The organism is Arthrobacter sp. MYb224, from assembly GCF_002975455.1.
Classification (GTDB): domain Bacteria; phylum Actinomycetota; class Actinomycetes; order Actinomycetales; family Micrococcaceae; genus Glutamicibacter.
In genome coordinates this window covers 100330-124065 of sequence record NZ_PCPU01000007.1, presented here as the reverse complement: position 1 = coordinate 124065, position 23736 = coordinate 100330, and the positions used below count along the sequence as shown (strand labels likewise).

The following is a 23736-nucleotide window of genomic DNA, read 5'->3' as shown; positions in this document are numbered from 1 at the left end:
GTTCAACCCCCTAGTTTAGTGAGCGATTCAAGCACTGGGAATTTGGCAAGACTAAATACGTGGGCGGTGCCAGCGTTTTGCCCCCGAACTGCCACGAATACCGAAAGTTCCTCGCGCTGACTATCGAAGCTCGGCGGACCCACGGTTCTGGCTAGCAAACGGGTGAGCAGGTGCGGGTCCGTGACGTAATAGCTGACCCAGACCCCGCGAAGCGGAAACTGCACCTGGCCGGTTTGCAGGTCGATAATGGGAAGGACGTTTAAAGCCATAACTATCGTGGACCCTTAAAAGAGCTCTTGCCCGTAGCCGATTGGCGTACGGACCGCTTCTTCATCCGAACCACCCATGAACCTGGGGTTGGTGTGCGGCCAGTCGGAGCTTGGCGCCGCATCTCGTGAAGCAACACCACGATGTTACACCGGTGCGCCATCCGGCCGCGTAGTGAAACGTCATACGCAGCTCTCGCGGGTCTCATGGTGCACGGCCCCGTGCCGATTAGGATTCTGCGCTCGCCGAAGGTGCAGATTGCTGGCCGGGGCCCTGCCCATCCGGCATTACCGGTGATTCTCCTGCCGGCCCGCCGTCGTTGCCGGGGCCACCGCCAGGCATGCCCCGTCGCGGGGTTCGGTCCAGGGGTTGACCTCGACTTCGAACTTTACGGCGTAACCGGAGGTGATTTCGCCGCAGGTGGCGCCCTTCAGATTAGTTGCCGACCGCTCGTGACCGGTCGCTGCATGCACCGCATTACGGGCCTCTTGGGGCAGGGCTGCCTTTGAGTTGGCGATAGCGTTGGCCGAATCGGTGAACGAGTTCTGGGGCCGGGCAATCTTCGAGGTGGATATGCGGCCAGCGTCCGGCGTAATACGCGGGGAAGATGCTGGTGAAGCGCACGATGCCGTTCGCGTCTGTGAGCTGTACGCTGCGCAGGTAATTCTCATTCTGCAATCCTGAGAAGGACAACGAGTTTTCCCCGGCAAGGTTGCATTGCCTGAGATCCCGGAGTCTGCCGGAGCGCATGCTGCGAGGGTGAAAGTCACGGCCAAGTCCCAAGCCTGCCAGCTCCTTACAGCGATCAACCAGAGTTCCATCGTCGCAGGCGAGGCCTTGGCCTTCGAGATCTTCAGGCGTGCGAGGAAGGGAAGGGGATCCGAATCATTTGCGTGGTGAGGATTTCAAAGCTGGTGCTCTAGCCGCTGGGCTCGGATGAGGCCATCCGAGCTGGTGCGAGCTTATGCGAGCACTTTGAGGCGGTGCCCGGCTAGGGGTTTGAGCGAGCTTTAACCAAGACCGGTGTTAGGACTGCTCGGCGATTCGCTGCAGGGTGGAGCGCTGTTGCTTCCATTGCTCAGGGCTAAAGCCGGGGATATTTCTCGCCTGTTCACGCAGTCCTACCTGTCCGTCGAGAAGCTCTCGGACGATATCAAGATGCCCAGCATGCCGGGAGGTTTCCGCGATCATATGAACAATGAGATGCTCCACGGTGGTATGCCGATGCACTGACCACCAGGGGACCTCAGCCGGGGACTCTAAGTTCAATTCATCGAGCGTCTGCTCGGCGAATGCGATGGACTTTCGATACAACGCGAGAACATCTTCTACGGAGAAGCTGGCGGGAGGCAGGAAGTCGATCTGCGGATCATCGCTTTGCAGTAGTTGAAGCACATGCCGATCGTTGGGCACACGACCTAGGCACTCGCCGAAATAACCGTATTCGGTGATTGCTAGATGGTAGATGACACCAAGCATGTGTGTTCCGGTATCCGTCATGGGACGGCGGGCCAACTCTTCGGAGAGTCCCTGACACTTCCAGAGCACGGTGTTTCGGGCCTCGTTCAAATAGTTCCGAAGTCTCTTGGAGGACGGATTGCTATCGGTATCCATGTGCCGAGTCTAGTTTCATGGCGATTGAATAAACAGCGACGGCGCATTGAGGGCTTGTTTGCTGACTTCAGGACTGAAGCGTGAGTTCGGCGAAGTTCTCGTTGCCTATTGGTAAACTGACGCAGTGTAGGAACCTGAACCGGATTGGTTTAGCGGAATTGTAGGCCGGGTACTGCCAAGCTAGGGCTGCGCCGGTGTCAAAATGGTGGGAGAGCATGAAAACACTGCCCGTAGAGCCCACCGGCTCGTCGATTAATATCGGCGCCCGTTTGCGTGGGGTACGCCAAACCCGACGAATGACCATCGACCAGGTGGCCGAAATGTCCGGACTGACCAAGGGGTTCTTGTCTCGCGTGGAGCGAGACTTGACTAGCCCTTCGGTGTCGACGTTGCTCAGGCTCTGCGAAGTGTTGGGCTTAGAGGTTGGACAGCTCTTCTCAGTACCTGAAACCAAATTGGTCAGGCTGGAGCACGCGCCGCGAATCGCCTTGGGTGGTCAAGGGATCACCGAACAACTGGTCACTCCCCGCGCCGAGACCAGGGTGCAGATGATTAGGGCAGAGGTCGCGCCTCAGGGCTCGGGGGAAGCCGAGCTGTATTCGGTGGATTGCAAGGTGGAAGTTCTGCACGTGATTTCCGGAGAATTTACCTTGGTTCTGCCCGAGGACCGCATTGAACTGCAAGCGGGCGATACGGTAACCTTCCCGGGCCGTGAGCCGCACAGTTGGGAAAATACTTCGGACCGGACCGCCGTAGTGACCTGGACGCTGTTGCTCTGACCAAAACCGCAATGCGCTTTTGAAGGGTTTGCGCGTTTTCCGTCCGTGCCGGGTTTCGGCCGGGCAAAGCCCAAAGCGTATCCTTGACATAGCGTCAACAACTTTTCTCGACGCCGATAAATAACCGAAGGGAGCTCCGTGACGGAAAGCGAGCCACGGGCTGAACTGGTCGAACTGCGCTCCGCGAGCTGGTGGATGTCTGCAATTCTCGGTGTCTTAATTGGTGTGACCATGACATTGATCCGCACTCAACGTTATTTCTTCATCGCTGGGGCGGCGATTCTGGCGGGGGTCATTCTGGTCATCGGCTTACGCACTATTCACCGTCGTTCTCAATACCCGCAGATGGCACAGGCGAAAACCTCTTGGGTATATGCCGTGTGGACGCTGGTGCTACTTGTGCTTGCCGGGCCCGTCCAGCTGGTATATGTGGCGGATGAACTCGACGAGATTGCGATTAAGTCCTTCGTGCTTTCGGCAGGTTTCTGTTTTGGGTTCCATGAGGTGGACCGGGCATTGGTAGCGAGCAGCAAGAAGTCCTTCGAAGGCTAGCTGCTGAACTACATTCGCGCATTGGGAGGGTGAAATGTCTACCGAAAACCTTGCGGTCGGCATAGACATCGGCGGGACGAAGATCGCCGGGGGCGTGGTCGATGGCCACGGCCGGATTCTTCGCCGAAGCTTCCGCCCTACTCCGGGCCGGAGCGCAGCCTTGACCGAAGATTCTATTGCCGAGGTAGTCAGCGAGCTCAGCGACGGGGATGCTCATATGCCCGTGGGCGTCGGGGCCGCCGGCTGGATTAACCGAAGCGGTTCGCATGTCCTCTTCTCCCCGCATCTTGCATGGCGTGATGAGCCGGTGCGTGAACGTCTTGAGTCGAAGATGAACCGCCAGGTCGTCCTGAATAATGATGCCGACGCCGCAGGGTGGGCCGAGCATCGTTTCGGAGCTGCGCGAGGCGAAGAGCTGAGCGTCTGCCTGACCCTTGGCATGGGTATCGGCGGTGCCATCATGTTCGGCAACAGTATTCTGCGTGGCAGTTTTGGCGTCGCAGGGGAGTTCGGGCACCAGACTTTGGTGGTGGACGGCCATCGTTGCCCGTGCGGAAATCGAGGGTGCTGGGAACAATACGCGTCGGGCAACGCACTGGGCCGTGAAGGCGCGGAGCTTGTCCGGTTGGATTCTCCGCGGGCGCATAGCCTGCGTGAAGCCTGCCATGCGGATCCAGCCAAGGTGAGCGGAGCGATGGTGACGGCATTGGCGGTCAATGGCGACCCTGCCTGCATGGAGCTCATCGATGAGATGGGCCGATGGCTCGGGAGGGGAATCTCGAATCTTGCGGCTGTGCTGGATCCTGGTGTCGTGGTCATCGGCGGGGGACTTGGGTCTGCTTCTACCTGCCTGGTCGAACAGGCGGAGGCCTCCTACCGGCAGTTACTGCCGGGGCGAGGCTACCGGCCGTTTGCTCGCGTTGTACGAGCCGAGCTTGGCTCGGATGCCGGGCTGATCGGCGCTGCGGACTTGGCCCGGTGGCACGGGTAACTCGTTTCCTGCGAATGCGCACTATTCGCTTCATCGCATTTTCACGTTCCAAATCAGCGACCTAATCCCGCAACCCAATCGGTGTTGCGGGATCGCTGTTTTAACCAGCAAAAACCGGTTTTCGTGGCTTCGCTGTTGATTGCACCTTGACGGTCAGCGCACCGATAAATAGCATGGGAGGAAACTCATGTTTCATATTAGGCAACTCTTGTCGAGTGTGCCGGGAAGAAGCGCTCATGAAAGAAGTCCGGATCGAAGAAAATGGGAACATCGGACCCATTAATGCCGCGGTAATTCCGCGCTATGCTGGAGGCGGCACCTATGCACGGCTTCCGCGGCTGGACCAAGTCCAGAAATCCGATATCAAGATCGTCGGTGTTCCTTTTGACTCCGGTGTTTCCTACCGTTCCGGCGCACGTTTTGGAGCAAACCACGTCCGTGAGTCCTCTCGGTTGATCCGCCCATACAACCCGGCCACCGAGGTTTCCCCCTTCGCTTTGAGCCAGGTTTCCGACGCCGGTGATATGGCGGTCAACCCGTTCAACATCAACGAGGCCATCGAGACCATCGAGCACAATGCGCTGGAGCTGACCGAAGACGGTTCAACGCTGGTGACCATCGGTGGCGACCACACCATCGCATTGCCCTTGTTGCGTGCGGCCTCGCAACGTGCCGGTGCGCCGGTAGCAATGTTGCATTTCGACGCCCACCTGGATACCTGGGACACCTACTTCGGAGCCGAATACACCCACGGAACCCCTTTCCGGCGGGCGGTGGAGGAAGGCATTCTCGATACCGAGGCGATCTGCCATGTAGGAACCCGAGGCCCGCTCTACGGCAAAAAAGACCTCGAAGACGACAAGCGCTTCGGTTTCGGCATCGTCACCAGCTCAGATGTCTACTATCAGGGCGTGCAAGAGATCGTCGCGAAACTTCGGGACCGCATCGGCAACCGCCCATTGTACATTTCGGTCGATATCGACGTGCTGGATCCGGCGCACGCACCGGGCACCGGCACCCCGGAAGCAGGCGGCATCACCAGCCGCGAACTGCTGGAAATCTTGCGCGGCTTGCGCGGGCTGAAAATCGTGGGAGCCGATATCGTGGAGGTGGCACCGGCATACGATCATGCGGAGCTAACCGGCGTCGCTGCCTCACATGTCACCTATGACCTGATCAGCCTGATCAGCGAATACCGTCAGCTGAACGGACAGAACAACTAATGGGCAACGAAGTACAACGTAACGGTGGAGATCTCGTCGTTGAGACGCTGACAGCGCTCGGCGCGAAAACGGTCTTCGGCATTCCTGGACAACATGCGCTGGGGCTGTTCGATGCGCTCTCACGCTCCAATCTGCAATTCATTTCTTCCCGGGTAGAAAACAACTCGGCCTTCGCCGCCGACGGCTACAGCAGGGCCACTGGAGAGGTCGGAGTGCTTTTCCTCTCTACCGGCCCGGGAGCGCTGACCGCCCTCGCCGGCTTGCAGGAAGCCTATGCCACCGGCGTGCCCATGGTGGTGGTTGCCAGCCAGATTCCTTTGGATGGACTGGGCGCTCGCCGAAAAGGCATGCTGCACCAGCTCGATGACCAGAAGGCCTCGGCCGCAAACGTCACCAAGTTCCAGCAGACGGTGCATCACGCCTCGGGTATTCCCTCGGCGATCCAAGATGCCTGGGCGCAGGCGATCACCGTGCCGATGGGGCCGGTCTGGATCGAAGTTCCGCAGGATGTCTTGCTGGCATCGGTGCTCATTCCTCCGGTGCGTGATGCCCTTGCCGAAGCCTACGATCATCCACCACGTGTGGAATTGATCGATGAAGCGGTTCGCTGGCTTTCGGAAGCAAAGCGACCGGTGGTTGTTGCGGGCGGAGGTGTCCGTCGGGCCCAAGCCGAAAACGAATTGCTGGAGGTGGCCGAGAAGCTCAATGCCCCGGTGCTTTGCACCCCGGGAGGCAACGGTGCATTCCCGTGGGATCACGAATTGTCTTTGCAATCTTGGGTGGAGGATCGGCATGTCACCGAAGTTCTCGAAGATGCTGACGTATTGGTGGTCGTGGGCTCAGCGCTCGGCGAAGTCTCCAGCAACTATTTCTCGCTCGCACCTCGTGGGCACATAATCCAAATTGATGCCGAACCGCGCGTCCTTGAGTCAAATACGCCAGCATTGGGTATCCGCGCGGATGCCAAGGCGGCGTTGCAGTTCCTAACTTCGAAGCTTAAGGAAGTAAGCCTGCCCAACGGGCCAGATTGGCATGGGCAGAGCCCGACTCAAGTCGTCACCCAGACCTTGGCAAAGGTGCAGGCACGGCTGGCGGAGCAGGGCCTGGACCATGAACGAAGGTTCATGGCTGATATCCGCGAGGCAGTGCCCGCGAAAATGCAGACCTTCTGGGATATGACCATTGCGGCTTATTGGGGTTGGAGCTGCTGGGATTCGCGCCAGGGAGAGTTCCATTCGGCGCAGGGTGCCGGTGGCCTAGGTTTCGGTTTCCCCTCGGCCATTGGAGGTTCCATCGGCTTGCAGATCGAGGGAGCTACGCCCGAGCAAGCGCGAGTGCTCGCGGTCTCCGGTGATGGCTCGTCGATGTACTCCATTGCAGAATTAGCCACGGCAAAACAGCACAACGTGCCGGTCACTTGGCTGATCGTTGACGACGGTGGTTATGGAATTCTGCGTGAATACATGGAAGGGGCTTTTGGCAAGGCAACGGCCACCGAGCTGGAACGCCCGGATTTCGTTGCCTTAGCCCAGGCTTTCGGAGTTCCTGCGCGACTGGTCGAAGCTGACCAGATCGGTGACGCGTTACGCGAGTCATTCGCCGGAGAAGGCCCAAATGTCATCGTGGTTCAGACGCTCTTACGCATGTTCGCCCCGACGCATTTAGGCGAGTAAGGCATAGCTTCGGCGCCCTTCGAAGGGGGCGCCGAAGTGACTCTTGTTAGTGCGTGAAGTGGTAAACCACGCCAAACATTAATGTGGAGAAGCCCAGGCTGATGCCTATGAGCAGTGGCACCCAGTCTAGGGACTGGCTTGCCAACATCACTGCGAAGATACCGAAGAGCAACATGGCTCCGATTCCTCCGAGGATCAACCCTCCGCCACCATGATGCTGCACGGCGGAATGTGCAGTTCGTTGGATACGTGGTGTCATGCACTCATGGTACGACCGAAGCCAAGCAATCTGTGGTGCACCGGATAAGAATCTGGGTATTGTCAGATTTGTTTGACTTGGCTCTGGCTTCTCAACTGATGAACCCGCGAGGCTGATCGAGCCAACGACTCGTAGTCGGCTCCTGGGCCTTGGGCGATGAAACCTTCGCAGAGATGGTCAGCGGCCACCTGCTTGCCGAAAGCCAAGCCTCGGTAACTTCCGCCGGACATTCGAATCAGGTGCGCTCCCGCGGCCACGTCCCAAGGCTTCGTATCGAACCCCACGCTTGCATCGCACCAGCCGGCGGCCACATGAGCGAGCCCCAGAGCGGCAGAAACTTTGCGCCGCACGGTGGCGAAATCCTGAATCCACTGCCCAAAGAGCTCAAGCGCCAAGGGGCCGTCCTTAAGCATGGACTCGGCTCCCGGGTAATCTGTCATCAAGTTTGCGCGTGCTTGTTCAGGTCGATTGCCTGGGCTCAATAATTCCCCATTGTGATAAGCAGCCTGACTATTGGCACTGAACTGATCTCCGGAGATCGGATCGACTATTGCTGCTGCGACCAACTCGTTGTCGATTGCCGCGGCAATTGAAATGCAGAAGAACGCGACGCCGTGAACGAAATTACTGGTTCCGTCAATAGGGTCCACAATCCATTGCACTTCGGTCGGGGAGGCTATGCCTGAGTCCGCGGCTATGTTCTCTTCGCCGAGTACCCAAGACTTTGGGAAGGCCTCGCGTAGCGACTGGGTAATGATCTCTTGGCTTTGCCGGTCTACATCGGTGACGAGATCATGGGCGTTCGTTTTTTCTTCGGCGCCGACACTTCCGCGGAATGCTTCACGAACTTGTGGTGCAGCTTTGAGCGCGGCAATCAGTGCTGCCTGACGCAGCGATTCGGCCAGAGCTAGTCGGGTGGGAGTCATCTGAGCATTCACGGTTCCACCCTATCTTGGTGTTCTAAGTGCACCTTAATCTTTTTGACTGAGACCGCTGGCAGAAGAGCGAAGTCTGTGAAGAAGCATTCACGAACCAAGTAATACGACGCCCAATAGAGTTCAAAACCGCAGGATCTCAGGAGCATGGGAGCCTGGTGCACCGCGGTATTGGCGAACGCCGGCACCGGAATCCGCGAGGAACGAAATCCCGCAGCGCAAAAGTGCAGCGGGGTGTTCAGCGCCCACATTGACAGGGGAAGATAGACTTCAAATATGAGTAGCATGCAACCGATCTCGCCCAAAGAATCGTTGACCGAGCAAGTCACCACGAAGATCCGCGCTGCTATCGTGTCCGGCGAAATGACCCCGGACAACCATTATTCGGCAATTGCTATCTCCGAAAAGCTCGGAGTTTCACGCACTCCGGTCCGCGAAGCGCTGCAGCTACTAGAAAAAGAGGGCATCGTGACCGTCGCGAAAAATCGTGGCGTGCGCGTGAACCAGATTTCGCTAGACGACATCGTGGAGGTATTTCAGGTCCGGCTGATCGTCGAGCCACCTGCAGCCGCACGAGCCGTGCTCAATGCTAGCGAAGAAGACCTCGGAACTCTTCGTGAGCTGCACCGTGAAATGCTTGAGGTGGGGCAGACCGGGGATGGCCGGGCAACGCTGGAGGCAGATAAAAAGTTCCACCTCTATCTGCTAAGCCTGGCAAGCAACGCCAAACTTGACGGCATCGTGGGGGAGTTGCGCAACCTGGTGCTCGCGCACGGACAAGTAACGATTCCTCAGGCCAGAACCAGCCAAGACCTGGCCAGCGATCGAGATGAATTGATGAAGTCCATCTTGGAACGTGACCCATCTGGCGCGGCTACTGCGATGCGCAACCACGTGCTTCGTACTGCGCAGATGCTCGTGACGGCTGTCTGCGCGCGGACCCCGGGACTTGAGGCCGAGCGCTATTTGACGCGCTTGGACGAATTGATCTTCTAGAGCCATAAACATATAGGGGTGGTCTTGAACACAGAGACCATTTGCCATACAGTTGCATGCAACATGTAACAACGTTTTTCGATGACGAGAACGTAGGTAACCCGATGACTCAACCAATGCAAGGAATCAAGGTCGTTGACCTCTCCCGCATCCTCGCCGGTCCGTTATGCACCATGACGCTGGCCGATTTTGGCGCCGAGGTGCTGAAAGTAGAAAGCCGAGATGGAGATGAAACCAGGGCATGGTTGCCGCCGGTCACCGAAGACGGGGTGAGTACCTACTATTCGGCAGTGAACCGCAATAAGCAGGCAATCGTTGTAGATTTCAACAACTCCGCGGAACTAACCGAGCTGCGCGAGATCATCCGAGATGCCGACGTTGTCGTGGAAAATTTTCGTCCGGGCGTGCTCGCCAAGTTCGGCCTGGACTACGAGTCCTTGAGAGCATCGAATCCTGCGTTGGTCTACTGCTCAATTTCGGGATTTGGCGATGGGCTCGGCGCCTCGCTGCCAGGCTTCGATCTTCTGGTTCAAGCGGTCGGAGGCCTGATGAGCATCACCGGTGAGCCCGATGGAACGCCAAGCAAGGTGGGAGTGGCGCTGGTTGATGTCCTCGCGGCACAGAACGCCACGACGGGAATACTCTTGGCGCTTCGGGAACGGGATATTAGCGGGCAGGGGCAAAATATAGGAATCTCATTGATGACCTCCCTGCTGGCGGGATTGACTAATCAAGCTAGCAGCACCGCGGTTACCGGTAATCCGCCACCGCGTTTGGGGAACGCACATCCAAGTATTGCGCCCTATGAAACCTTCGCAACTTCTGATGGTGTCATGGTGATCGCGGTGGGAAACAACCGCCAGTTCACCGCCCTTGGCACAGAGCTGGGACTGACCAACCTGCCGCAAGATCCACGGTTCGCAGACAATCTTTCGCGTGTGCAACACCGGCAGGAACTCAAAGACCTGATCGAAGAAGTCACCAGGCGAGGATCGGCGGCCCAGTGGACAAATCGACTCATGGAGGTCGGAGTACCTGCAGGAAAGGTTAACTCGGTTCTTGAAGCCTTGGAGTTCGCCGACGAGCTAGGACTGGAACCGGTGGTAACGATCAACGATCTAAAAACCGGACGAAGCTCCCGGCAAATTGCCAACCCGATCGTCCTGTCCCGAACTAAGCCCACATATCGGCTAGTGCCCCCGGCCTTGGGTGAACACCAGCATATCTTCCTCAGCACCACCAGCCTCTAAAGGAGACAGCTCAAATGATTGCCCCTTCACCTAACACCGCCATTGACCCAGCAGACCTGATCAATTTTGATGCACTGCTCAGCGGCGAAGAACTTGCCCTGCGGAATCAGGTCCGCTCCTTCGTGAACGAAAACATCAAACCAAACATTGCCAGCTGGTACGAAACAGCGACGTTCCCCCTGGAAATCGTTCCAGAAATGGCCAAACTCGGTCTGCTGGGCATGCACCTGCAAGGCTACGGCTGCGCAGGACGTTCGGCTGTCGAATATGGGCTTGCGGGAGCCGAGCTGGAAGCCGGCGACTCCGGACTGCGCACCTTCGTCTCGGTCCAAGGATCGCTAGCCATGAGCGCCATTTACAAACATGGTTCTGAGGAACAAAAACAAGAGTGGCTGCCACAGCTGGCCTCCGGCGAAGCAATCGGCTGCTTTGGCCTGACGGAGCCAACCGCCGGATCCGACCCGTCGAGCATGACGACCTTTGCCCGCCGCGACGGGGACGACTGGGTGATCAACGGAATGAAGCGCTGGATTGGCTTGGCAAATGTGGCAAAGGTTGCCGTCATCTGGGCGCAGACCGACGAAGGCATCCGCGGGTTCGTGGTCCCTACCGAGACCGCTGGATTCAAGGCCACACCAATCGAGCCGAAGCTATCGATGCGAGCTTCGATCCAGTGCGAGATCGAATTGACCGATGTGCGGCTGCCAGCTAGCGCGGTGCTACCGAACGTTCTCGATCTCAAGGGCCCATTCTCCTGTCTCAACGAAGCCCGCTACGGCATTATCTGGGGCGCCATGGGAGCGGCGCGTGACTCCTTCGAGGTGGCGCTGAAGTATTCCCAGGAACGGCTGCAATTCGACAAGCCATTGGCCGGTTATCAGATGACCCAGCAGAAGCTGGTGGATATGGCTTTGGAAATCAACAAGGGCTTCCTCCTCGCCCTGCATATCGGGCGCCAGAAAGATGCAGGAACCCTCGACCTGCACCAGATATCCGTTGGCAAGCTGAACAACTGCCGCGAAGCAATCGCGATCTGCCGCGAAGCGCGCACCATCCTTGGCGGAAACGGTATCACCTTGGACTATTCGCCACTGCGTCACGCAAATAACCTCGAGTCGGTGCGCACCTACGAAGGTACCGACGAGGTACACACCTTGATTTTGGGTAATAAGCTCACCGGTGTCCCGGCCTTCCGCTAAAAATCAGTACAAGGAAAAACTTAGAATATGACACAGCAGACGAAAGTGGAAAGCCTTCGCCAGTACCTGAACGGTGTCTGGCTTCCGGGAAACGCCAGCGAGCTCAGCTCCACCAGCGCCGCCGATTCCTCCTTGATTGTTGCCGCAGGCCAAGCGGCAGATGCCAACCAGGTAGTTGAAGCCTTTGAAGCCGCGAACGCGGCGAAGGCAGGGTGGGCGGCCACCCCGATGGCCGAACGTGCCAGTTATCTGCTGAGAGCTTCGGCCTACCTCACGGAGCATGCGGAGAGAATCGGTACGGAACTTACTCGTGAAGAAGGTAAAACGCTCGCAGAAGGAATAGGCGAGGTACGCCGTGCGGCACAGATCCTCTCCTATTATGCAGGTGAAGCCGAACGTAGCGCCGGAACAATGTTCCAATCTCCGCGCGCTGGGGAGCAGATCTTGGTCTCGCATAAGCCCTTGGGCGTGTTGGGCATTGTGACCCCATTCAATTTTCCGATAGCTATCCCCGCCTGGAAGATCGCCCCCGCGCTGATCTTCGGAAATACCGTGGTTTTCAAGCCGGCGAGCCTGGTCCCGCTGCTGGCGGTGCGGTTGGTCGAAGCCTTCGAAGCCGCCGGACTACCTGCCGGGGTGCTCAACCTGGTGATCGGTCCGGGCGCACTGGGAGACTCGATCATGAGCCACCCCCATCTGGAGGGCTTGTCATTCACCGGATCCACAGGTGTCGGGAGAAAGCTCTGCGCTATGGGTGCTGCGCGTGGCATCCCAGTGCAAGCAGAAATGGGTGGAAAGAACGCCTCGGTGGTGCTGGCCGATGCAGACCTGGACCTGGCCAGCGAACAGGTACTCTTTGGGGCATTCCGCTCCAGCGGGCAAAAATGCACCGCTACGAGTCGACTGATCTTGGATGACTCGATTGCCGATGAATTCTTGGAAAAGCTCACCTCGCGACTGGCAAACTGGGTAACCGGAAATCCACTGGATCCAGGGGTCCAGATGGGACCGGTCATCGACGCCAAATCGGCGAAATCGGTCAGGGCGGGCGTCGCAAAAGCTAGGTCGGAAGGCGCCACCGTTATCTTCGAGGGCGCAGTTCCAGCCAGCGGAAACTACGTGGCACCGACCGTGCTTGGCATCCCAAGCGATTCTCGGGGTCGGGAAAATTGCGCTTGGCGTGAGGAATTCTTCGCCCCGGTACTCAGTGTGCTGCGCGTTTCCGGAACCGAGGCCGCCTTCGAAGCCGCCGCGGATTCCGAATTCGGGTTGAGTCTTGCGCTGTTCACTCGCGACCTGGCTACGGCGATTAGCGCGCAAGAACGCCTGGACGTCGGTATTTTGCATGTGAACTCCGAATCTGCCGGAGCCGATCCGCACGTACCATTTGGCGGGGCGAAAGCATCCGGATACGGGCCGAAAGAACAGGGAGCCGCCGCCCGCGAGTTTTATACCCACACCACTACCGTGTATCTCCGCGGCTAGGAAGAGGAACTAATGGATATTAGGACTATTCTGATCATCGGCGCCGGAACTATGGGCCGGCAGATTGCGATGAGTTGCGCACTGGGCGGTTACACCACGATCCTGCAGGACATCTCGGGCAGCGCTTTGGACGCGGCTCGCAGCGATCTGGAAAGTTGGGCCGCCGGACGTGTCGCTAAGGGCAAGCTGCAGGCAGAGTTTGCCGACGCCGCCTTGGCACGGCTGAGCCAATCTACCGAGCTGGACGCTAGCGCGGCCCAAGCGGACCTAGTGATCGAAGCGGCAGTCGAACGTTTAGACATTAAACGCTCAATCTTCGCCGAACTGGGCAAAAACGCTCCAGCTCATGCCATCTTGGTAACCAATTCCTCGACCTTGGCTTCGTCCCAAGTGGCTGAGGCCAGCGGGCGCGCGAGCCAGGTCTGCAATATGCACTTTTTCAACCCCGCCTTGGTCATGAAGTGCGTAGAAATTGTGCGCAACGAGCAAACCAGTGATGAGACCATCCAGGCGGTGACGGCGGTCGCCCGCGCGCTAGGGAAAGAGCCGGTGCTGGTGAATAAAGAAATCCCGGGTTTCATTGCTAACCGCATGATGGGGGCAATACAGCGTGAAGCGCTCAATCTGGCTTCTGCGGAGGTTGCCAGCATCAAAGATATAGACACCACGGCGCGTACCGCGCTGGGGCACCCGATGGGGCCTTTTGAGCTGATGGACCTCGTGGGTCTGGACGTTATCGATTTCATTGCCCAAGCGACCTACGCAGAGACCGGTGAGGAGGTGGACCAACCGCACCCGTTGATCACGCAGAAAGTGACCGAGGGGAAACTAGGCCGTAAGAGCGGTGAAGGATTCTACGAATATCGCAGGTAGCAGCAAACTGCAGAATCTGGACTCGCGGCCGGTATCGACAATGTGCTGTCCGCGAGCCCATCGTGTTGCTACCGCATATGCGGAGGGATTAGATGGCTTCCGGTTGCTCACCGAGGATGAAATGACGACCGGAGATCGAGTTGACGGTCACTCTGATCCAAAAATCTTTGATGCTCTGTGCCCAGGGGCTGACACCGCTTTCGAGAGCCTCATTGATATCTGCTTCGTGCTCCAAAATTTCTGCGGTACCGTGCACCACTACGGACCAGGCCTCGTCGGAAAGGATTCCGTCGGCCTCCAAAGCAATCGAGGAGTTCACGACCATCGAAGCGAGTTTGTTTCCCGGCGCAGTGCGTAGGTAGATATTTCCTTTATGCACCGCGTAATTTACCGGAACGATGTCCACGGTTCCGGCCGCCGCAGTGGCTATTCGGCCATGTGCCGTGTGAGCCAATAGCTCCCAGGACTGTTCTTCGGTGAGCACCAAAACTGGAGCATCATTAGTGTGCTGATATCTCATGCAACTAGTTTTCTACGTTATGTAGAAAAGTTCAAGAGTTTGTGACGCATTTGTTTTTAGACGCGTTGCAGTCGCCGAACATGAAAGACTACTAACATGAGCCATGCAGCAAGTAATAGGGTCGCACGCCACGTAGCCTCGCGACTTGAGGACCATGTCCTGCAATGGCGAGCACGCCGTGCCATCGACAAGGGATTGGGTCCGGTTATCCTTCCTTACAACGGGTACGGATATGCGGCCAAAAAAGGCGGATGGGTGCGGGTTCTCGCTCGCGTGGTCATGGCTAAACCCGGCGCGTTCGAGGGTGGCAAGCACCATGCCAAGGTTGTCGAAGATGGGATCCGAGGGTTCCGCAACTTCACCTCGGCGGTACTTCCTTTTGGGAAAGTCACTGTGCTTGCTGACGGAAAGCGGTTCGAAGTCCTCGCGGACCGCGGCGGCGTCCTAGATGTCAAACTTTCGGTGGATCTGCCAGCTGGCTGGAACGATATTGAAATCACTGCCCACAATGGGCAATCCGCCACCGCGCAGATTCTCGTCATCGACGAGACGCAACGTTTCGGCATCATTAGCGATGTGGATGACACGGTTGTCGTGACGGCGCTGCCTAGGCCACTGCTCGCCGCGTGGAATTCCTTCGTGCTTTCGGAGCATGCCCGCGTCGCGACGCCGGGTATGGCGGTGATGATGCAACGCGTTTTGGCGGAGCACCCGACGAGCCCAACAATTTATCTTTCTACCGGTGCGTGGAATGTTGCGCAGACTCTGGAACGATTCATCTCGCGCAATTTGTATCCACGGGGTCCGCTGCTTCTGACCGATTGGGGGCCAACCGACCGAGGCTGGTTCCGTAGCGGTATGCAACATAAAGTTGACCAATTGCGCAGGCTCGCTGTGGAATTTCCAAACATTGAGTGGATGCTTATCGGAGACGACGGGCAGCATGATCCGACGATTTACGCGGAGTTTGCCCGGCGCTACCCGGAGCATGTGCACACGATAGTCATCCGTCAATTGACGCCCTCCGAAGCGGTGCTCGCCGGTGGGCGTTCAACTGATTTGCGCCGCACGACACCAGGCATTCGCTGGAGCTACGAGCCCGACGGGTCCCAGATCCTAGAGCAATTAGCTGCTTATGATGTGATTCGTCCCGATGATCGCTTGGGGGAGGAAAAATAATGTCCGGCTCGGTACTGTGCGTAGAAGTACCCATGCGTTGGGGCGACATGGACGCATATGGACATGTCAACAACGTCAATCTGATTCGGCTTATGGAAGAGGCGCGAATCGCTGGCTTCGGCGTACCTGGCGGAACGGGCGCACCAGGTTCCAAGCCTAAGGTGGATATATTCTCCGCGGTCCCCAATGGGGTGCAGATCCTTGTTGTTGAGCATCGCGTGCGCTACTCCAGGCCGCTGGAATATCGGAATGTTCCGGTCAGAGTCGATCTGTGGGTAGCGAATATCAAGCCTGCGAGTTTTGATATTTGTTATGAATTCCGAGATCCTGTGGAGGGCCACGTCTGCGTAAAGGCCTCGACAACGCTGGCCTATTTTGACCCATTAACTTCACGCGTGCAACGTTTGAGCATCGCGGAGCGTGAATCATTGGCTGTGTTGGAAGGTCCATCGACGTTCGCGCGATAACTGGTGGGCTGTAAATGAATTAGGGTAGGTCTATCTAGTCTTATTCAGTTAGGAAGTGTTTTTGTGGCACGAGCAGAGGGTGGGCGCCCGGTGCGCCCGCAAGTTGTTTTGCAGGTTGTTAAGCGGCAGCAAATTTCGGAACACCTGGTTCGCCTCACCTTTGGTGGCCCTGGGTTTGAGAATTTCGTCGACAAATCAGCGACAGACCGTTACATCAAGATACTTTTCGCCAAGCCGGAGCTGGGCTTGACGCTACCCTACGACATGGATGAATTGCGCGAACGGCTGCCCGGAGAAGATATGCCGGTGCGCCGGACGTATACGGTGCGCCGTTCCGATGCGGCCGCGGGCACTATTGAAGTTGACTTTGTCGTCCATGGAAGCGATGGGCTGGCCGGACCGTGGGCGCGTGATGCGAAGATCGGCGACTCTGTCTGCTTCTCGGGCCCCGGTGGCATGTATGAGCCCAAGGGCGAATTCGATTTCCACCTCCTCGTAGGTGATGAGACTGCGATTCCTGCGATCGCGGCATCGCTCGAGGCCATGCGTGAAGACATGGTGGGGCAGGTGCTCATTGAGGTCGAAGGCGCAGGGGACGAAATTGAAATGCGCGCACCCCGTGGTGTTGATATCCGCTGGATCCATCGCGGCGCGGCGTTTACCCCGGAGGCCTCAACCCTTGAGTCGGCAGTGCGCCAGCACCCTTGGCCGGGCGGACGGGTGCAAGTTTTCGCGCATGGCGAGCGTGAGGTGATGAAGGCACTGCGCTCCTATTTCTATGACGAGCGTGGCGTGGACCGTCGGGATATGTCGCTGTCGGCCTACTGGGCTTTTGGCCGCGCGGAAGATGTATTCCAAGCTGAAAAGCGGACGCCCGTGGGTCAAATATTCAACGAGTAGCCCGAACGCAATTGGCCTGGATGGAGCCTTGGGCCTGCAGTGCAAATGATCCGTGAACTGCAAGTTCGGTTAATTAGGCACCCCTAAGCTTAATAATCGGAAATATGATCATTGATGCTTGACGTTATTGGCTGAATTTGCCGTAAGCTAAGGTCAATGCCTACCCCGTGTGTGGACGGGGAAGGCAAGCAATTTGATCGACGGGGATCGTTCGGTTGCTACCAGGTGGCTTACTCACCATGCAGTAGTTGCCGGCGGTACCAGGAAAATTGTAAACAGGGGATCAGCTGGCTTGCTCAATCAGCCGAACCGCAAAATTGAGACGTATCGGCTTAGAATCTGTCGGTGCGTCTCAATTTTTGTTTGCTTCGAAGGCCCACAACAAGACGGTGGCCAGTGATCTAGCGCCTTCTGGAAGCTGAAGGCATTCAATGTCTGGGATGCGCAACTGGCGCATGGCCCGTTTCACTACTAAGTCCGTATCCAAGAATATGGACTTCTGACGTAAGCCACGCAATGCAACATAGTCCCGTGTCCAGGGGCCAACGCCTTTCAGGGCGAGCAGGCTGCTGAGGAACTCGTCATGGTTTTCGGCTAGACGCCCGCCGGTGTGAATAAACCACGTGGCGACCCGGAGAAGCGTCTCTGCGCGGGAAAGCGGGCAGCGGATCACCTGCTGGAGTTCTTCGGCGGTTAGTTGCGCGGTGGCGTGCGCATCGGGGAACGCCCGCAGTCCGCAGGCGTGAAGTTCTCCGAGCGCTTCGACGAATCGGGTGGCGAGGGTTCGGGCTGCGCTCGTTGAGATCTGTTGCCCTAGAACTGTCGTGGCGAGCGCCTCAAAGAGGTCCGGGTAGCTGATAAGCCGCAGGTTCGGGAAGTTGTCCAATGCTGGCTGCAGGGCACTGATGGTGGCCAGTTGCTGATAACTGAGCTCATTCGAGTCAGCTAGGCCTAGCCAGGTGCTAATGATCTTGGCGAGTCTGGGGTGCAGCGATTTTGGGGCTTGCGTGTGCACCGTGGCCTCGTGGGTGCCGAGCAGTATTTTGAGTTCGTGGAGCTGATCATCGATGCGTAGCACGCGGACGACGCTCGACGCTTCGCGATCCAGCCGCTCCTGATTCGGCAATGAATGGATAGCCAGGACCGAGAGTGCGTGCGAGGCATCCAGAACTCCGTCCACTGGAACCGTGAACTTCATCTAGGCTGGCCAGACGCCAGAGGTGCCGCGGCGATGTGAGCCGACTAGGTGCGTATCAACGATCCCAATAGCCTCCATTAGCGCGAACATAGTCGTTGGGCCAACGAACTTAAAGCCACGCTTTTTGAGGTATTTGGCCAGCGCGCTGGACTCCGGGCTCTGCGTGGGAATTTCAGCCAAGGTGCGTGGGAACGGGGTGCTTTCAGGTTTGAAAGACCAGATCAGCTGGGACAGGCCTCCATCGTCACGCAATGCGAGCGTCGCCTGAGCGTTGGCGATGGTTGCCCGAATCTTGAGTTTATTTCTGACAATACCGGCATCGTCCATGAGTCGCTCGTAATCCTGCTCACCGTAGGCCGAGACCAACTGCGGGTCGAATCCCTGAAAGGCGGAACGGAAGTTTTCGCGCTTGGCCAGAATTGTGGCCCACGATAAACCTGACTGGAAGCCCTCTAGGCTGAGTCGTTCAAACAGGGCTTGTTCCCCGGTGACAGGCATGCCCCATTCGGTGTCGTAGTACTCGCGCAGCAGCGCGTTGCTTGCGGCCCATTGCGGGCGGGCCAACCCGTCTGCACCAATAACTAAATCTTCACTCATGAAATCATCATGCCACTTGCGTATCGAGGACGCAGAGTCATAAACGGCCATTTGCAGAAGCTCGAGCTATTATCGTCATATGGCGATAATAGAGTCTTTTGTCGATGCAAAGCTTGGAGCAACTCAACGCATGAAAATGGCAGCGTTGTTCCACGCCCTAGCTGACCCCACGCGGTTGCTCATCCTGGTGCATCTCAAAACAGGTGAACACAAGGTCAAAGAGCTGACCGAACACCTTGGGCTAGCGCAAAGCACCGTCAGCGCTCATCTGGCTTGCCTCCGCGAAAGCGATCTCGTTTCCGTGCGCACGCAGGGACGTGCAAGTCTCTATTCCCTTACTGAGACCACGCAACTGACAATGATTCTCACCCAAGCGGAGAAGTTGGCAAGTTCCAGCGCCAGCGGTCATCGATGGCACGAAGCTCACCCGCACCAATCTCTGGAGGCCTAGGGCATGGGGCATGAGCACACTTCTGGCCATGGCCATGAACATGACCACTCAAATGTGAACCGCACCAGGCTGGCATGGGCATTTGCGATTACCGTGAGTATCTTGCTCGCGGAGATTATTGGCGCGCTAGTTACCAACTCGCTGGCTTTGCTCGTCGACGCGGCCCATATGCTGACCGACTCGGTGGGGCTCTTGCTTGCGTTGACCGCAGCCAATCTGATTCAGCGCAAGCCCACACTCAAACGCACCTGGGGGTTCCGCCGCGCCGAGGTGCTCTCCGCGACCTTACAATCCGCACTGTTGCTCGCCGTCGGCATCTACGCGGCCATCGACGCGGTTCGTCGCCTCTTTGTACCGGCAGAGGTGCACGCCGAAGGCCTCCTGATCTTCGGTATCGTCGGCTTGGCCGGAAATCTCCTAGCCATGTGGATCATCTCCGCGGGGCGCGAGGCCAATCTGAACATGCGCGCTGCGTTCCTCGAGGTCATGAATGACGCACTGGGATCCGTAGCGGTCATTATTGCCGCGCTGACAATCCATTTCACCGGATGGGCGAGCGCGGACTCGGTCGCAGCGCTCGTCATTGCCGCGCTGATCGTGCCACGCGCCGTGAAGCTTCTGGGGGAGACGACGCATATCTTGCTCGAATCAACGCCCCGTGGGTTGGACCTTGAATCGGTACGCCGGCACTTGGAAGAACAGGCGGGCGTGATCGCCGTTCACGACCTGCACGCCAGTCAAATTGCCTCGAACCTTCCGGTGCTCACCGCGCATATTGTCGCCGAGGACCACATGTTCACGGCCGGTGCGGCCGGTCAACTGCTGCGTGAACTTCAACAGTGCGTGGCGGATCATTTTGAGGTCAGCATCGAGCATTCAACCTTCCAGATCGAACCCCGAAGCCACCGCGACTCGGACTACCATTCGCAGTGCTAGGCGTTCGTGACCGTGCACGGGATGAGGGTACCGGGAGGCTCTCTCATCCCGTGGTATGACTCCCGCAGCGTAGATGCAAACCTTCTGACCGATCCTCAATTGGCTAGGAGCTTTATATAATTGATGCATGACAACTGAAACACAGCAGGTAACCGACTATGCAGTCCAAGCTCGAGGACTAAGCAAGAGCTACGGTCGTGACAGCACCCGAGTCGAAGCTTTGCGCGGAGTGGATGTGGCCTTTGCCCGTTCCCGTTTCACCGCAATCATGGGACCCTCAGGTTCTGGCAAGTCGACCCTGATGCACTGCTTGGCGGGCTTGGACAACGCCGATTCTGGCGAAATCATCATCGGTGGCAAGAACCTTACCGAACTCAACGATGACCAGCTGACCACTATGCGCCGCGAGCAGATCGGCTTCGTGTTCCAATCCTTCAACCTCGTTCCAACATTAAATGCCAGGGACAACATCTTGCTGCCGCTGTCCTTAGCCGGCAAGAAGCACGACCGTGAATGGTTCAACGTCGTCATCGATTCGTTGGGTCTGCGTGACCGGCTGACGCACAAACCACACGAGCTTTCCGGTGGACAGCAGCAGCGCGTAGCCGTAGCTCGTGCATTGCTCACCCGCCCTGAAGTCGTCTTCGGCGATGAGCCGACCGGCAACTTGGACTCTCGAACCGGTGCTGAAGTGCTCTCCTTGATGCGCACCTCCACCCGCGAAATGGGACAGACCATCATCATGGTCACCCACGATCCGGCTGCAGCATCCTACGCGGACACCGTATTGCTGATGAAGGATGGAAACCTCGTCGGTTCGCTCGAAGACCCCACCGTAGCCAGCGTCACCGAGGCTCTCGCCTCCCTAGCGGAGTAGGATCATGCTTCAGGTAGCAATAGCGAACATTAAAACTTATGCGCGACGGTATATCGCCGTGCTCCTGGCCGTCGCCATTGGCACGGCCTTCCTTGGCGCCACCCTCGCGGTGGATTCCTCTACGCGTGCAACGCTAAAGAATAGCTTGGGCGACTCATATAAGAACGCCGACCTGGTGGCCTCGGTCGATTGGGAGCTAACACCCAACGATCGCGACACGAGCATGCTGAGCATGGATACGGTCCGTGAAATCCGTGATCTTCCCGAAGTCTCAGGCGTTTATGGCGACGGAGTCATGGGCGCAGCATTGCGTACCGGCGACAACGGCTACACCGTAATGCTGCAACCCATCTCCGCAGAAAATAAGCTCTCGGGTATGTCGATGCTCGAGGGACGTGCCCCGCTGGGCGCCGATGAGGTCGTGATCGACCAGGAGCATGCCGAGCAGATGGGCCTCTCAGTTGCCGACACCGTCGCGTTGTCGAGCATGGAGGATAACGCGAAGATGCGTGAATTGAAAGTCGTCGGAATCGTGGAGACTACCACCGATCCGATGTCTTCCTCCTTCGCCCAGCTCGCCATGCAAGAAGACGCTTGGGAACGCTTTGCAGGCGAGAATGCCCAGCTGAACAGGCTGGTGATCGATGCGGAGAAGGACGTCGCTCAAACCCAAGCCGCAGTGGCCGAGTATTTCCATGGCAAGGACTTGGTCGATGTGGTGGTCAACACCGCCGACGAACAGGTGCTCGACGACGTGGCAAGCATGACCGGAGGAACCGATCAGCTGACCATCATCTTGCTGGTCTTTGCCTTGGTCGCGCTGATAGTCACCGGTCTGGTGGTGATGAATACCTTCTCGGTAGTCATCGCGCAACGCACCCGCGAGCTGGCGCTCTTGCGCACCCTGGGTGCCAAACGCGCACAGATCCGCAGCTCGGTGCTGATCGAAGCGCTGCTGATCGGCGTTATCGCTTCGGTGGTGGGTGTAGCTCTGGCCGTGGCACTGATGGCAGGCCTGATTCAGCTGCTGCGAAATCTAGTACCTGAAATGTCCTACGCAACTTTGGCCGTGGATGCTCGCGGCATCATTATTCCTTTGGCCGTCGGTATCGTGATGACTGTTCTGGCTGCCTGGCTGCCGGCGCGTCGAGCCATGAGCCTGGCCCCGCTTGCCGCCTTGCGCCCATTTGATGCGGCCAGCGTCAAGAACCGTGCAGGCCTCGTACGCATCATCTTCGGCTCGTTACTGACGCTCGCAGGCGCAGCCTTGCTAGCCTATGGAGCACTCAATTCCGAGCTGCTGATTGCCTTCGCCGGTGGGCTGTTGTCCTTCCCCGGCATTTTGATGCTGGCCTCGTTGTTTGTTCCGGCCACGGTGTTCGGTATCGGCAAGCTGATGACCGGTCGCTCGGTGGCTGGCAGGCTGGCTTCGCTCAACGCCGTTCGAAACCCCGGACGCACCACCGCTACTGCCACCGCGCTGCTGATCGGCGTCACGCTAGTCTCGATGATCATGGTCGGCGGGCAGAGTGCCAAGGCCACCTTGAATGGGAGCATCAGCGGCGAATACCCGATCGACTTGACGGTGGCTCAAGACACTTTGACTAGTGACTCCGTGGCGCCTAAGCTCGCCGAGCTGGAGGGCGTTGAAAGCGTGTCGGCGTACACCATGCGCACCGTTGCCACCGAATTCCCCGACGGTTCCTCGAGCGAAGAGTACGCGATGGTTGTCGACCCGGAGTCGTACGCATCGGTAGTCCATGACGAGCAGATCGTTCCACGAGATGGCGAATTGCTTTCGACCTGGTGGCAGATCGAGGCGGACCACGCGACGGTCAACGGTCAGCCGGTGAAGCTCAGAACTACTTCGGCAAGCTTCGTTTCGAACACATTGACCGAAAACACCGCAGCCAAACTAGGCATCTCCGACAAGGAGGGGATGTCAGGGGTAGCGATCAAGGTTGATCCGTCGCTCTCCAATGGGGCGGTCACTGAGCTGGTGGAATCCATTGCGGATGTCGCGGGTGTTGAAAATTCGATGATTTCCGGCGGCGTGACGGAGAAGGCAATGTTCTCCCAGATTATCGACGTGTTGCTGATGATCGTTTCGGGTCTGCTTGCCGTAGCCGTGCTGATCGCATTGATCGGCGTGGCCAACACGTTGAGCCTGTCGGTGCTCGAACGCACCCGGGAAAACGCCCTGCTGCGCGCATTGGGGCTGAAGAAGAAGCAGTTGCGTTCCATGCTTGCCACGGAGGCGGTGCTGATCGGTGGCGTGGCAGCCTTGCTGGGACTCATTCTCGGCGCGGTCTACGGATTGCTCGGTGCGCACAGCGCCTTGTCCAGCGTGGGAAGTATGAGCTACGAGATCCCATGGCTGCAGCTGGCGGCGGTTCTGCTGGTGAGCCTCCTGGCAGCGTTGCTTGCTTCGATTACACCAGGACGTCGTGCGGCGAAGCTATCTCCGGTGGAGGGGCTCGCTACCGAGTAATTGATGATGCGGCAAGGGTCGGAA

25 protein-coding genes and 1 riboswitch are annotated in these 23736 nt (G+C 57.9%); of the genes, 17 read left to right on the top strand and 8 right to left on the bottom strand.

The features are described from left to right. Positions 1-2: 2 nt before the first annotated feature. The 3 genes from CQ017_RS14060 to CQ017_RS14045 all read right to left on the bottom strand — a co-directional run bounded on the left by CQ017_RS14060 (position 3) and on the right by CQ017_RS14045 (position 1881). Positions 3-269 (bottom strand): hypothetical protein, encoded by a 267-nt coding sequence (locus CQ017_RS14060; protein ID WP_105554201.1) that lies wholly within the window; start codon positions 267-269, stop codon positions 3-5. An 18-nt stretch (positions 270-287) separates the two neighbouring features. Continuing rightward, positions 288-400, bottom strand: a riboswitch (SAM riboswitch). 154 nt (positions 401-554) lie between these two features. Continuing rightward, on the bottom strand, positions 555-938 hold the full coding sequence (locus CQ017_RS17915; RefSeq protein WP_146112496.1) for a hypothetical protein: 384 nt from the start codon (positions 936-938) through the stop codon (positions 555-557). 355 nt (positions 939-1293) lie between these two features. Continuing rightward, complete coding sequence (locus CQ017_RS14045) at positions 1294-1881, bottom strand: DinB family protein (protein ID WP_105554198.1); 588 nt, start codon at positions 1879-1881, stop codon at positions 1294-1296. A gap of 215 nt (positions 1882-2096) precedes the next feature. On the opposite strand from CQ017_RS14045, the gene CQ017_RS14040 reads away from it, so the two are divergent. From CQ017_RS14040 to CQ017_RS14020, 5 genes are all read left to right on the top strand, one after another. Continuing rightward, positions 2097-2660, top strand: a complete 564-nt coding sequence (locus CQ017_RS14040; RefSeq protein ID WP_096289169.1) for a helix-turn-helix domain-containing protein — start codon at positions 2097-2099, stop codon at positions 2658-2660. Positions 2661-2798: 138 nt separating this feature from the next. After that, on the top strand, positions 2799-3212 hold the full coding sequence (locus CQ017_RS14035; protein ID WP_105554197.1) for a hypothetical protein: 414 nt from the start codon (positions 2799-2801) through the stop codon (positions 3210-3212). A 34-nt stretch (positions 3213-3246) separates the two neighbouring features. Next, positions 3247-4203 carry an ROK family protein gene (locus CQ017_RS14030; protein ID WP_105554196.1) on the top strand — a complete coding sequence of 319 codons (957 nt, stop codon included), beginning with the start codon at positions 3247-3249 and terminating at the stop codon, positions 4201-4203. A 236-nt stretch (positions 4204-4439) separates the two neighbouring features. Next, positions 4440-5426 carry an agmatinase gene (gene speB / locus CQ017_RS14025; RefSeq protein WP_105554195.1) on the top strand — a complete coding sequence of 329 codons (987 nt, stop codon included), beginning with the start codon at positions 4440-4442 and terminating at the stop codon, positions 5424-5426. Next, entirely contained in the window at positions 5426-7099 is a 1674-nt protein-coding gene (locus CQ017_RS14020) for a thiamine pyrophosphate-binding protein (protein ID WP_105554194.1), read from the top strand. The genes speB and CQ017_RS14020 overlap by 1 nt, the downstream gene beginning before the upstream one ends. Before the next feature lie 46 nt (positions 7100-7145). Here the strand turns inward: CQ017_RS14020 and CQ017_RS17910 are convergent, their stop codons facing one another. Beyond that, positions 7146-7358 carry a hypothetical protein gene (locus CQ017_RS17910; RefSeq protein ID WP_146112495.1) on the bottom strand — a complete coding sequence of 71 codons (213 nt, stop codon included), beginning with the start codon at positions 7356-7358 and terminating at the stop codon, positions 7146-7148. A gap of 62 nt (positions 7359-7420) precedes the next feature. Next, complete coding sequence (locus CQ017_RS14015) at positions 7421-8296, bottom strand: inositol monophosphatase family protein (RefSeq protein ID WP_258133669.1); 876 nt, start codon at positions 8294-8296, stop codon at positions 7421-7423. Between the two features lie 273 nt (positions 8297-8569). On the opposite strand from CQ017_RS14015, the gene CQ017_RS14005 reads away from it, so the two are divergent. From CQ017_RS14005 to CQ017_RS13985, 5 genes are all read left to right on the top strand, one after another. Further along, entirely contained in the window at positions 8570-9289 is a 720-nt protein-coding gene (locus CQ017_RS14005) for a GntR family transcriptional regulator (RefSeq protein ID WP_105554191.1), read from the top strand. A 104-nt stretch (positions 9290-9393) separates the two neighbouring features. Continuing rightward, on the top strand, positions 9394-10539 hold the full coding sequence (locus CQ017_RS14000) for a CaiB/BaiF CoA-transferase family protein (RefSeq protein ID WP_105554190.1): 1146 nt from the start codon (positions 9394-9396) through the stop codon (positions 10537-10539). Between the two features lie 14 nt (positions 10540-10553). Then, positions 10554-11738, top strand: coding sequence for an acyl-CoA dehydrogenase family protein (locus CQ017_RS13995; RefSeq protein ID WP_105554189.1), 1185 nt, complete (start codon positions 10554-10556; stop codon positions 11736-11738). Positions 11739-11765: 27 nt separating this feature from the next. After that, the gene (locus CQ017_RS13990) at positions 11766-13223 is read left to right on the top strand and encodes an aldehyde dehydrogenase family protein (protein WP_105554188.1); all 1458 of its coding nucleotides are present in this window, start codon (positions 11766-11768) and stop codon (positions 13221-13223) included. A gap of 12 nt (positions 13224-13235) precedes the next feature. Further along, the gene (locus CQ017_RS13985; RefSeq protein WP_096289149.1) at positions 13236-14096 is read left to right on the top strand and encodes a 3-hydroxyacyl-CoA dehydrogenase family protein; all 861 of its coding nucleotides are present in this window, start codon (positions 13236-13238) and stop codon (positions 14094-14096) included. Between the two features lie 88 nt (positions 14097-14184). Here CQ017_RS13985 and CQ017_RS13980 read toward each other — a convergent pair whose 3' ends face one another. Then, complete coding sequence (locus tag CQ017_RS13980; protein WP_096289147.1) at positions 14185-14616, bottom strand: pyridoxamine 5'-phosphate oxidase family protein; 432 nt, start codon at positions 14614-14616, stop codon at positions 14185-14187. A gap of 96 nt (positions 14617-14712) precedes the next feature. Here CQ017_RS13980 and CQ017_RS13975 point away from each other — a divergent pair, with 96 nt between their 5' ends. From CQ017_RS13975 to CQ017_RS13965, 3 genes are all read left to right on the top strand, one after another. Further along, positions 14713-15795 carry an App1 family protein gene (locus tag CQ017_RS13975; RefSeq protein ID WP_096289145.1) on the top strand — a complete coding sequence of 361 codons (1083 nt, stop codon included), beginning with the start codon at positions 14713-14715 and terminating at the stop codon, positions 15793-15795. Continuing rightward, positions 15795-16262, top strand: coding sequence for a thioesterase family protein (locus tag CQ017_RS13970; protein ID WP_096289143.1), 468 nt, complete (start codon positions 15795-15797; stop codon positions 16260-16262). The genes CQ017_RS13975 and CQ017_RS13970 overlap by 1 nt, the downstream gene beginning before the upstream one ends. A 63-nt stretch (positions 16263-16325) precedes the next feature. After that, positions 16326-17162: a siderophore-interacting protein gene (locus tag CQ017_RS13965; protein WP_096289141.1), complete on the top strand. Its 837-nt coding sequence runs from the start codon at positions 16326-16328 to the stop codon at positions 17160-17162. Between the two features lie 352 nt (positions 17163-17514). Here the strand turns inward: CQ017_RS13965 and CQ017_RS13960 are convergent, their stop codons facing one another. Both CQ017_RS13960 and CQ017_RS13955 read right to left on the bottom strand, forming a co-directional pair. Further along, on the bottom strand, positions 17515-18360 hold the full coding sequence (locus CQ017_RS13960) for a DNA-3-methyladenine glycosylase (RefSeq protein WP_105554187.1): 846 nt from the start codon (positions 18358-18360) through the stop codon (positions 17515-17517). Next, positions 18361-18957, bottom strand: a complete 597-nt coding sequence (locus CQ017_RS13955) for a DNA-3-methyladenine glycosylase I (RefSeq protein WP_096289275.1) — start codon at positions 18955-18957, stop codon at positions 18361-18363. Positions 18958-19087: 130 nt separating this feature from the next. Here CQ017_RS13955 and CQ017_RS13950 point away from each other — a divergent pair, with 130 nt between their 5' ends. From CQ017_RS13950 to CQ017_RS13935, 4 genes are all read left to right on the top strand, one after another. After that, on the top strand, positions 19088-19408 hold the full coding sequence (locus CQ017_RS13950) for a metalloregulator ArsR/SmtB family transcription factor (protein WP_308727320.1): 321 nt from the start codon (positions 19088-19090) through the stop codon (positions 19406-19408). 3 nt (positions 19409-19411) lie between these two features. After that, a complete protein-coding gene (locus CQ017_RS13945) occupies positions 19412-20344 on the top strand; it encodes a cation diffusion facilitator family transporter (RefSeq protein WP_096289135.1) in 933 nt (310 codons plus the stop codon). 127 nt (positions 20345-20471) lie between these two features. Next, positions 20472-21221, top strand: a complete 750-nt coding sequence (locus tag CQ017_RS13940; RefSeq protein ID WP_096289133.1) for an ABC transporter ATP-binding protein — start codon at positions 20472-20474, stop codon at positions 21219-21221. 4 nt (positions 21222-21225) lie between these two features. After that, on the top strand, positions 21226-23712 hold the full coding sequence (locus tag CQ017_RS13935; protein WP_096289131.1) for an ABC transporter permease: 2487 nt from the start codon (positions 21226-21228) through the stop codon (positions 23710-23712). Positions 23713-23736 lie beyond the last annotated feature (24 nt).